Source organism: Bacteroides xylanisolvens, from assembly GCF_018289135.1.
GTDB classification, from domain to species: domain Bacteria; phylum Bacteroidota; class Bacteroidia; order Bacteroidales; family Bacteroidaceae; genus Bacteroides; species Bacteroides xylanisolvens.
Map to the genome: position 1 here is coordinate 1,996,402 of NZ_CP072216.1, position 11,976 is coordinate 2,008,377.

Sequence of the window (11,976 nt, forward strand, 5' to 3'; positions counted from 1 at the left end):
AAATGATAATTTATTTATAGAATCTTTTGTTGATTATTTCCTATTTATTCTTTATCCAGTACTTCAAATCGCGGAGAATTTTTTGATTTGAACTCCGGAACTATTTTCTTCATCAACCGCACGGTATCCATGATCTTTACCGCACGCGACAACCTTTCAAACTCTGCATAAGTATCAAGAATATCAGTATATTCATACCGACGAACTTTGGCGATCATGATTTTCTTATTCTCTGTTGGGATCGTATTTTCTTTATCGCTCAAGACCTCTTCATAAAGCTTCTCACCCGGACGTAATCCCGTGAATTCTATTTTGATGTCTTCACCCGGACGATAGCCAGCCAATTCGATCATACGAGTCGCTAGATCAACGATCTTGACTGCTTTTCCCATCTCAAAAACAAAGATCTCATTGCCCTCACCCATTGTGGCGGCCTCCATTACCAAACGGCAAGCTTCGGGAATGGTCATGAAGAAACGAATAATATCGGGGTGAGTAACAGTCACCGGCCCACCATTCTCTATCTGTTCTTTAAAACGAGGAATGACAGAACCGTTACTACCCAATACATTACCAAAGCGGGTGGTGATAAATTTGGTATTACCTTTCACTTTTCCTTCACGGATAGCACATCCCAGACTTTGAACATAGATTTCAGCTAAACGCTTGGAACAGCCCATTACATTAGTAGGATTTACAGCTTTATCCGTAGACACCATAATCATCTTTTCAGCACCATATTCCACAGCCATATCAGCCACCTGACGGGAACCGGTCACATTGACAAGTACAGCCTCACAAGGATTTTCTTCCATCAATGGTACATGTTTATAAGCGGCGGCATGAAAGACGATTTGAGGATGATACAATTCGAATACCATACGAACGCGTTCCTTCACACGCACATCACCAATCACCGGAACAAAATCTATATTTGGATATTTTTTCTCAAACTCAAGACGGACATTATGCAAAGGTGTTTCTGCAGAGTCGAACATGATAAGTTTCTGAATTCCCATCTGCACTAATTGACGGCAAAGTTCACTACCAATACTGCCTGCCGCACCAGTCACCAACACCACTTTTCCCCTGAATTCTTCTGCAACCTGACGAAGGTTGATATTAATTTCGGCACGACCCAACAAATCCTCAATCTTAATAGGACGTACCCACTGATGAAAGTTTCCATCAGAATCCGCTTCACTGATAGTAGGAGCTATCAATGTTTTAAGTTCATTGTTTTTACAATATTCCAGAAGGCGTTTTTCTTCCAGACGGGTATCTTCATAACGGGCAAACAGAATCCCCTTAATTCCGCGCTTCCGCATGATATAATCAACATCCGATTCATTTTCAAAGTAATAAACGGGAAGATCTGCCAATCGGCGTCGGCTGTTATTTTTACCATATACATAAAAACCGGCTACTTTATAATGTGCACTATCCCTAAGACGTAACTTCAAGGCTACACTCTCTTCATTAGTACCATAAATAAGAATACGTGTGTTCTTTTTATTCACCCAATCCAATAAAAAATCATAGACGATTATCAATGATACACGAAAGGTCGTCAAGATCACTAAAGTCAATAAACCATCAAATAGAAGATAGGATATTTTATAATTATATGGCAATTGGGTCTCATATATAACTCCAAAAGAAATAATGACCAAACAGGCTATTTTAAATAAAACGGCACACATGATACGCCAAAGTTCACGTGCCTGTGAGAAACGAATTGTATTACGATAAGTATGGAATAATAAAGAGCCCGCAACACTTGCCACCAAAGAAACGCAAGCAAATTTACAGAGCATCCAGTCGGTCAGTGGAACACGCGCCATATAATGAATTACCACATAGGCGACCAACGAACATAATACAGAAATTGCCGTGTCAATACCTAAAATAACCCAATAACTGAAATAATTTTTGCGGACATATTGCACTATGTCCTTCAATGTTTTTTCCATTATAGTATAAATGAATAAAATAATATTTCGAAATTTGATTTATCTGATTGATTATGATCAGTACAAGGACTATGACTACGATTTCCATGTTGGTGTAGCCCAACAAAGAATCCCTTCATCTTTCGATACGTACATACATTTCTACACTATATCTTTTGTAAAGATATAATTCATAATACTTTATGGATTTTTATTTTTAAGAGAGGTCATCGATAAATATATCCACTGTTTGGTTACCGATGTCAGATAGACTGCCTGCTATTTTACAGACTTTCATTACATTTTTGCAGTAAAATCCCCATACCCCTATAAAATAGATTGATTACTCAATCACGTAAATCCCCATTTTCAGATACCGGCTCTACACACCCAGCCGGTATATCTACACATGCACACCCTAACATTGTCAATCGAACAGCAACTTTCGATTTCCCATTCACATGTACTAATTCCCCTTCCAATCCTGCCAATGGTCCCTTGATTACCCGTATTTTCTCTCCCGGAGCCAATGGCGATGTACTCATGCTAATCGTCTCATCCGAGTAATCGAGCATAAACTTAAATCGCAACATTTGTTGATCAGGAATAACAGCCGGAGTACTCTCCCCACGTAATACCATGTAACGGCTGATAGAAGATAAAGTCAGGACTTCTTTTTGTTCTTGCAGATCAACGTGAACGAAAATCATCATCGGAAGCAGTACCCGGTCGACAATTTTACGGCGGTCGCTCCATTGATGAACTTCTTGTTGAATTGGAAGGAAATTTTCGATCCCCATTTTCGTAAGCCGCTCACCCGTTTTTTTCTCGTGACAAATACGTACGATTGCCACCAACCAACGTTTTGAGCGCGCTACGCTGCTGCCAATCACATCTGTTGGCAGAAGATTTCGATCGTCATTTTTCTTAATGATCATGTATTTTTACCCCTCATTTTTCCATACCCCTTAGGCAATGGATTGAATTCGGTGACAAAGATAGATAAAATTATAAATAGTAAACAAGAAAAAACGCATTCTTTTTTTACATACAAATAGAAATATACAGTTAAGACTATCTTGGACGTGAAAAATCCGCTATCACATTGGTTCTATTCTACCACCCATATTTTATACAACATCCCTAAACAAATCAGGCGCGGAATTTCCGCGCCTGATTTCTATTCTTTCGATTTACTTACCACTTATAATTGATACCGAAGCTAAGCAATTCTTTCAACTGGAAGAAGCTGTCTCCTTCAGTCGGTTTCGAGCTATCGTCAAAACGGGTATGTATATAGAGCTTGGTAGAAAGATAACGGTTCAAAACGAAGTTGAATGTATTTTCCCATTCTACACGTGCCCAATGATAGTTGGTCAGATAATTGAGACGAGACTCTAAAGTTACTGCAGAGATGATGGTCCAGTTCAATGTGGATTGCAACTGGGAACCAAAGTCGTTTTTAGAGCATTTTCCTTTGTCTAAGCCAAACTTTGTTTCGTCTACTTCAGAATTACCGATATAACGCAAGTTATAAGTCAACGGCGCCATAAACACAGAAAGATTAAATTTCTTCTTACTCAATTTATAATCCATACCGACACTGACCGCCAAATCTGCCGGAGACATGAAAGATGAAACCAATTCTTCGCTGTTAGCTTTATATCCATTGAAAAACTGTGTCTTAAACTCGGACGAAATGGTATAATACCAATTCTTGAAAGCTCTCAAACCTAATTTATTATACAAACGAAATTGGTCTGTATTGAACAGATATTTATGGTATTCATCTGACGGAGTGGAAGTCATACCTACTTTAGCTTCCAGCTGGTTCTCAAACAGCACCTTTTCATTGTCATTATAGTTGGCAAAAATCTGAAAAGTGGCTAATCCGGAGAAGTTACTTTCACCTCCCTTATACCAGTTATCCGAAAGGTGGTTCTGGCTAATCTGCAACGATCCGTTACCTCCGGTCACCCACCAGTTCGGCCGACTAATCTTCATATTGGCTTTTCCTACATTATCATCCATATTTTCCGGTTGGAACAGATGGATAACTGTTGCTTTCGGAGATATCTTTGGCTTCACATCATGACGGAATACATCACGACTCATAATACGGTCTTCTGTAGTGACAACTAAGTTCGGATGTTCCAAATAAAGATCCATCAATGCACTATTCACTATTTTTTCGACACGCTGGGTCTTAGTAAATGCCAGGGTATCATAAGGCAGAAGTTCCGCTGTCAGTTGAGGAGTGGTGTCCCATTGCATAGGCTTCCATTCCAATTTCGAATATTGTGCCATCGGAGCATAATAATATGCCAATGGTGTGAACAGACGAAAATAATCGGGATCAGACGGAATATAACGTGGCGGCACAGCCAGATCGTTCAAATAATCTAATTGCGCGACATACTTATTATATAAATAAGAAACGGTATCCAGTTTCGGAGTCGGCCCCGACATATTCAGTTTGAGCATCAAATATTTCTGAAGCTCCGCCGAAAGCGTATCTGTTTTCACGACTCTGGCTTTTGCCACAACTGTTGAAGATTTAACCGTTTTGGCAGGTTTAATCGCTTCAGGAGCAGGCTGCAGAGAGTCAGTCGGAAGTGGAGAGGGATCGACAGATTCCTGTGCAAAAAGCGATAACGATAAGATTGACAGAATAAACGCTGAACATAAAGTAGTAATTCTCATCATATTTGTCTATGGTTTAGGGTGCAAAGCTACATTATTTTGTTCAGAAATCATAGGATTCTTTTAAAATTGCATTTTTTAATAAAATTGTGGAGACGAAAGACTGTAATCTTCCTCTTTTTTTTATAATTTTGCGGTTTTTAAGTTCGTAAGAATACTACTAAGTAAACAATTATTAAAACAGTTATAGCTGTGGGAGAAACAAAGTATATTTTCGTCACCGGTGGTGTTGCCTCTTCTTTAGGAAAAGGGATCATCTCATCATCCATCGGTAAGTTGCTGCAAGCAAGAGGTTATAATGTAACCATCCAGAAGTTTGACCCGTATATCAACATCGACCCGGGAACATTGAATCCTTATGAGCACGGAGAGTGCTATGTAACCGTAGACGGACACGAAGCCGACCTCGACTTGGGACACTATGAGCGATTCCTGGGTATACAAACGACAAAGGCGAACAACATTACTACGGGACGTATCTACAAGAGCGTCATTGACAAGGAACGTCGTGGAGATTATCTGGGTAAAACGATCCAGGTGATTCCTCACATCACAGACGAGATCAAACGGAATGTAAAACTGCTTGGTAATAAATACAAGTTTGATTTTGTGATTACTGAAATCGGTGGTACGGTAGGTGACATCGAATCACTCCCCTACCTCGAAAGTATCCGTCAGTTGAAATGGGAACTCGGTAAGAACGCTCTTTGCGTACACTTGACCTATGTTCCTTATCTTGCTGCTGCCGGAGAATTGAAAACAAAACCGACGCAACATTCTGTAAAGGAACTCCAAAGTGTGGGTATTCAGCCGGATGTACTGGTACTGCGTGCCGAGCATCCGCTAAGTGACGGACTGCGTAAGAAAGTGGCACAATTCTGTAATGTAGACGATAAAGCCGTCGTGCAGTCTATCGACGCGGAAACAATCTACGAAGTACCTATCCTGATGCAAGCGCAAGGGCTGGACAGCACTATCCTCGAAAAGATGGGACTGCCGGTAGGCGAAACTCCGGGACTCGGCCCATGGCGTAAATTCCTGGAACGTCGTCACGCTGCAGAGACTAAAGAACCGATCAATATTGCACTGGTTGGAAAATACGATTTGCAGGATGCTTACAAATCTATCCGTGAAGCTTTATCGCAAGCGGGTACTTACAATGACCGCAAAGTGGAAGTTCATTTCGTAAACAGCGAGAAACTGACAGATGAGAATGTAGCTGAAGCTTTGAAAGGTATGGCGGGCGTAATGATTGGTCCGGGATTCGGTCAACGGGGTATCGACGGCAAGTTTGTCGCTATCAAATATACACGTACACATGACATTCCGACTTTCGGTATTTGTCTGGGTATGCAATGTATTGCTATTGAGTTTGCACGCAACGTACTAGGATACGCAGATGCCAACTCACGTGAAATGGATGAAAAGACTCCGCACAACGTGATTGATATCATGGAAGAGCAGAAAGCAATCACCAATATGGGTGGTACGATGCGTCTGGGTGCTTACGAATGTGTATTGCAGAAAGGTTCGAAAGCATATCAGGCTTACGGACAGGAACATATTCAGGAACGTCACCGCCATCGCTATGAGTTCAACAATGATTATAAAGACCGATATGAAGCTGCCGGCATGAAATGTGTAGGTATCAACCCGGAATCGGATCTGGTAGAAATCGTTGAAATCCCGACTTTGAAATGGTTTGTCGGTACACAGTTCCATCCGGAATATGGTAGTACGGTACTGAACCCTCATCCGTTGTTTGTTGCATTTGTGAAAGCTGCCATCGAAAACGAAAAAGCAACGGTGAACGGCTAACGCGATACGTGGTAAACAACCGGTAGTTTGTAATTTATATAATTTGTAATTAAAATAAGAATGGATAAAAACACCATCACAGGTCTCGTTCTGATAGGTATATTATTGGTAGGATTCAGTTTTTTGAGCCGTCCAAGCGAGGAACAGATAGCTGCGCAAAAAAAATACTACGATTCTATTGCCGTGGTACAGCAGCAGGAGGAAGCGTTGAAGGCTAAAACGGAAGCTGCACTGGCTAACAGTCAAAAAGAGGTGGCATCGGCTGCCGATTCTTCTGCTTTGTTTTTCAATGCCTTGCATGGAACCGACTCTAAAATCAGCATCCAGAATAATGTAGCGGAAATCACTTTCACAACCAAAGGCGGACGTGTCTATTCAGCCATGCTGAAAGATTATATGGCACAAGACAAAAAGACGCCGGTCATGCTGTTCGACGGTGACGATGCTTCGATGAACTTCAACTTTTACAACAAGGCAGGAGCCATCCAGACCAAAGATTATTTCTTTGAAGCTGTGAACAAGACGGACAGTAGTGTTACAATGCGTCTGGCTGCGGATAGCGCAAGCTATATCGATTTCATCTATACGCTGAAACCGGATAGCTACCTGATGAACTTTGAAATCAAAGCGACAGGCATGGAAGACAAGTTGGCTAGTACTAAGTATGTGGACATCGACTGGTCACAACGTGCCCGCCAACTGGAAAAAGGATTCACTTATGAGAATCGTCTGTCGGAACTGACTTATAAAGTAACAGGTGACAATGTAGACAACTTGTCTGCTGCCAAAGATGACAGTCAGGATTTGCCGGGACGCATTGATTGGGTAGCTTTCAAGAATCAGTTCTTCTCGTCTGTATTTATCGCTGAACAGGATTTCGACAAGGTTTCCGTTAAGTCAAAAATGGAACAACAGGGAAGCGGATATATCAAAGATTATTCTGCTGAAATGAATACTTTCTTTGATCCGTCAGGCAAAGAACCGACAGAGATGTACTTCTACTTCGGTCCGAACCACTTCAAGACGCTGAAAGCGCTGGATAAAGGACGTGACGAGAAATGGGAGCTTCACCGACTGGTTTACCTGGGTTGGCCGCTGATTCGCTGGATTAACCAGTTTATCACGATCAACGTATTCGACTGGTTGTCCGGCTGGGGATTGAGCATGGGTATCGTTCTGTTGATTCTGACTATTATGGTGAAAGTGCTGGTTTATCCGGCTACCTGGAAAACGTACATGTCTTCTGCCAAGATGCGTGTATTGAAACCGAAAATTGATGAAATCAACAAGAAATATCCCAAGCAGGAAGATGCAATGAAGAAACAGCAGGAGGTGATGAGCCTTTACAGCCAATACGGGGTAAGCCCGATGGGTGGCTGTCTGCCGATGTTATTGCAGTTCCCTATCCTGATGGCTTTGTTTATGTTCGTGCCGAGTGCTATCGAACTGCGTCAACAGAGTTTCTTGTGGGCGGACGACCTTTCTACTTATGACGCTATCATCACATTCCCGTTCCATATCCCGTTCCTTGGCAATCACCTTAGCTTGTTCTGCTTGCTGATGACGTTGACAAACATCTTGAACACAAAGTACACAATGTCTATGCAGGATACCGGAGCGCAGCCACAAATGGCGGCTATGAAATGGATGATGTATCTGATGCCGATTATGTTCTTGTTCGTCTTGAACGATTATCCGTCAGGTTTGAACTATTACTACTTCGTGTCAACGCTGATTAGTGTGGGTACTATGATTCTGCTTCGTAGAACGACTGACGAAACTAAATTGTTGGCTATTCTTGAAGCGAAAAAGAAAGACCCGAAACAAATGAAAAAGACCGGATTTGCTGCTCGCCTGGAGGCGATGCAAAAGCAACAAGAGCAATTGCAGCAGCAAAGACAGAATAAAAAATAAGGAGTAATTCCTGAATCATATTCTAAGAAAGCCGGACATCCTATTTTGGTTGCCCGGCTTTCTTTCTCTAAAAAATAAAATAAGATGAAAACTAAATATTCTTATAAACAAATCTGGACAATCTCCTACCCTATCCTAATCAGTCTGATTATGGAACAGATGATTGGTATGACGGACACGGCCTTTCTGGGACGTGTAGGAGAAATCGAGCTGGGTGCTTCTGCTATCGCAGGGGTATATTATCTCGCCATCTTTATGATGGCATTCGGTTTCAGCATCGGCGCACAGATCTTAATCGCCCGCCGCAACGGAGAAGGAAACTACAAGGAAATCGGACCGATTTTCTATCAGGGCATTTATTTCCTGCTTGCCATGGCAGTGATTTTATTCACATTCTCCATCGTATTTTCACCATATATCTTAAAGAATATCATTTCGTCTCCTCACATTTACGATGCAGCCGAAAGTTATATTCATTGGCGTGTGTATGGGTTCTTCTTCTCTTTTGTCATGGTCATGTTCCGCGCCTTCTTTGTAGGTACGACACAAACCAAAACACTGACGCTGAACTCTATCGTAATGGTGCTTTCGAATGTGGTATTCAACTATATCCTGATCTTCGGTAAATTCGGTTTCCCGCAACTGGGAATTGCCGGTGCTGCCATCGGTTCGTCACTGGCCGAAATGGTATCGGTAATTTTCTTTATCATCTACACCTGGAAACGAATTGACTGCAAGAAATATGCGTTGAACATATTGCCCAAATTCCATGGAAAAACACTGAAACGCATACTGAACGTTTCTGTGTGGACAATGATTCAGAATTTCGTTTCTTTGTCTACCTGGTTCATGTTCTTCTTGTTTGTGGAACATTTGGGAGAGCGGTCATTGGCGATTGCCAACATCATCCGCAACGTGTCGGGGATACCGTTTATGATTGCAATGGCATTTGCTTCCACCTGCGGTTCGTTGGTAAGTAACCTGATCGGTGCAGGCGAACAGGATTGTGTACGGGGAACTATCAAACAGCATATCCGTATCGGATATATCTTTGTATTGCCGATCCTGGTATTCTTCTGTTTATTCCCGGATTTGATTCTGCGCATTTATACAGACATCCCGGATTTAAGAGCGGCATCTGTACCTTCACTGTGGGTACTATGCTCTGCCTATCTGGTACTGGTGCCTGCCAATGTGTATTTCCAATCGGTATCAGGAACAGGAAATACGCGGACTGCATTGGCTATGGAACTTTGTGTACTGGCTATCTATGTCACATACTCTGCATATTTCATCATGTATCTGCGAATGGATGTCGCATTTGCCTGGACGACAGAATGTGTGTACGGTACTTTTATACTGTTGTTCTGCTACTGGTATATGAAGAAAGGAAACTGGCAGAAAAAGAAGATTTAAATCCTTTTTTCACTATCTTCGCAAGAAAATAAACATTTTATAAAATATATGAGACAAGCTAATTTATTTATGATGTCGGCAGCAATGTTGTTAGCTGCCTGCGGAGGAACGAAAGACGCAGGCAAAACAGATCAGGTGCTTATCGAGAAATCGGATATTAAGATCGAAGGGAAGCGCATGACTCCCGAAGCACTTTGGGCTATGGGACGTATCGGCGAATTCGCCGTATCGCCCGACGGAAAGAAAATTGCGTATACGGTAGCGTATTACAGTGTACCGGAAAACAAGAGTAACCGCGAAGTTTTCGTGATGAACGCAGACGGAAGCGAAAACCAGCAAATCACTCATACCCCGTATCAGGAAAATGAAGTGACATGGATTAAAGGAGGCACCAAACTTGCATTCTTAAGTAATGACAACGGAAGCAGCCAGCTCTATGAAATGAACCCGGACGGTAGCGGACGCAAGCAATTGACCAACTACGACGGAGACATCGAAGGTTATTCCATTTCGCCGGATGGTAAAAAGCTGCTGTTTATTTCACAAGTAAAGACGAAAGAAAGCACTGCTGATAAATATCCGGACCTGCCGAAAGCCACAGGTATCATCGTGACCGACCTGATGTACAAACATTGGGATGAATGGGTGACGACAGCTCCACATCCTTTTGTTGCCGACTTCGACGGTAACGGTATTTCCAATATCGTGGATATCCTGAACGGAGAACCGTATGAAAGTCCGATGAAACCCTGGGGTGGCATTGAGCAACTTGCCTGGAATACAACTTCGGACAAAGTGGCTTACACTTGCCGTAAAAAGACAGGATTGGAATATGCGATTTCCACCAACTCCGATATTTACGTTTATGACCTGAACACCCAAAAAACGGAAAATATTACTGAAGAGAACAAAGGATATGATACCAATCCGCAATACTCTCCGGACGGCAAGTATATCGCCTGGCAGAGTATGGAACGTGACGGTTACGAAGCCGACTTAAACCGTCTGTTCATCATGAACCTGGAAACCGGAGAGAAACGTTTTGTGAGCAAAGCATTCGAATCGAATGTAGACGCTTTTGTCTGGGGAGCAGATGCAAAGATGATTTATTTCACCGGTGTATGGCACGGAGAATCGCAGATTTATGCGCTGGATTTGGCCAATGATTCGGTAAAGGCAATCACTTCAGGAATGTACGATTATGAAAGTGTATCTCTTTTCGGGGATAAACTGATCGCCAAACGTCATTCTATGAGCATGGGTGATGAGATTTATACAGTGGCACTGGATGGCTCTACTACTCAACTGACGCAGGAAAACAAGCAGATCTACGACCAGTTGGAAATGGGTAAAGTGGAAGGTCGCTGGATGAAAACAACAGATGGCAAACAGATGTTGACATGGGTAATCTATCCCCCGCAGTTTGATCCGAACAAGAAATATCCGACTTTGCTGTTCTGTGAAGGAGGTCCGCAAAGTCCGGTAAGCCAGTTCTGGTCTTATCGCTGGAATTTCCAGATTATGGCAGCCAATGATTATATCATTGTTGCTCCGAATCGTCGCGGCTTGCCGGGATTTGGCGTGGAATGGAACGAACAGATCAGTGGTGACTACGGTGGCCAGTGTATGAAAGATTATTTCACTGCTATCGATGAAATGGCAAAAGAGCCGTATGTAGACAAGGATCGCTTGGGATGTGTAGGTGCCAGCTTCGGAGGATTCTCCGTATACTGGTTGGCAGGACATCATGACAAACGATTCAAAGCATTCATTGCCCACGATGGTATCTTCAATATGGAAATGCAATATCTGGAAACTGAAGAGAAATGGTTTGCCAACTGGGATATGGGAGGCGCATACTGGGAAAAACAAAACCCGGTGGCACAACGTACGTTTGCCAACTCTCCTCACCTATTCGTGGAGAAATGGGATACGCCTATCCTCTGTATTCATGGAGAAAAAGACTACCGTATTCTGGCTAATCAGGCAATGGCTGCTTTCGATGCTGCCGTGATGCGTGGTGTTCCTGCAGAGTTGCTGATTTATCCGGATGAAAACCACTGGGTATTGAAACCGCAGAATGGGGTTCTATGGCAACGCACATTCTTCGAATGGCTGGACAAATGGGTGAAGAAAGCTCCATCTAAGTAAAATTTTAAAGCACGGATTATAC

General features: G+C 42.4%; 7 protein-coding genes. 4 read left to right on the forward strand and 3 right to left on the reverse strand.

The window, feature by feature from the left end; all coding sequences use genetic code 11:
- Positions 1-44: 44 nt before the first annotated feature.
- The 3 genes from INE92_RS08595 to INE92_RS08605 form a co-directional block, all read right to left on the reverse strand.
- Positions 45-1,973, reverse strand: coding sequence for a polysaccharide biosynthesis protein (locus INE92_RS08595; RefSeq protein WP_151923173.1), 1,929 nt, complete (start codon positions 1,971-1,973; stop codon positions 45-47).
- Between the two features lie 326 nt (positions 1,974-2,299).
- Entirely contained in the window at positions 2,300-2,890 is a 591-nt protein-coding gene (locus INE92_RS08600; protein ID WP_004299971.1) for a UpxY family transcription antiterminator, read from the reverse strand.
- 259 nt (positions 2,891-3,149) lie between these two features.
- Positions 3,150-4,658, reverse strand: a complete 1,509-nt coding sequence (locus INE92_RS08605; RefSeq protein WP_212702010.1) for a DUF3078 domain-containing protein — start codon at positions 4,656-4,658, stop codon at positions 3,150-3,152.
- Between the two features lie 189 nt (positions 4,659-4,847).
- Between INE92_RS08605 and INE92_RS08610 the strand changes: the two genes are divergently transcribed.
- The 4 genes from INE92_RS08610 to INE92_RS08625 all read left to right on the forward strand — a co-directional run bounded on the left by INE92_RS08610 (position 4,848) and on the right by INE92_RS08625 (position 11,954).
- Positions 4,848-6,473: a CTP synthase gene (locus INE92_RS08610; protein ID WP_004299973.1), complete on the forward strand. Its 1,626-nt coding sequence runs from the start codon at positions 4,848-4,850 to the stop codon at positions 6,471-6,473.
- Positions 6,474-6,533: 60 nt separating this feature from the next.
- Positions 6,534-8,387 carry a membrane protein insertase YidC gene (yidC, locus tag INE92_RS08615; RefSeq protein WP_008643796.1) on the forward strand — a complete coding sequence of 618 codons (1,854 nt, stop codon included), beginning with the start codon at positions 6,534-6,536 and terminating at the stop codon, positions 8,385-8,387.
- An 84-nt stretch (positions 8,388-8,471) separates the two neighbouring features.
- Positions 8,472-9,803, forward strand: coding sequence for a multidrug efflux MATE transporter BexA (bexA, locus tag INE92_RS08620; protein ID WP_004312720.1), 1,332 nt, complete (start codon positions 8,472-8,474; stop codon positions 9,801-9,803).
- A 48-nt stretch (positions 9,804-9,851) separates the two neighbouring features.
- Positions 9,852-11,954, forward strand: a complete 2,103-nt coding sequence (locus INE92_RS08625; RefSeq protein WP_195436481.1) for a S9 family peptidase — start codon at positions 9,852-9,854, stop codon at positions 11,952-11,954.
- The last annotated feature ends 22 nt before the right edge of the window (positions 11,955-11,976 follow it).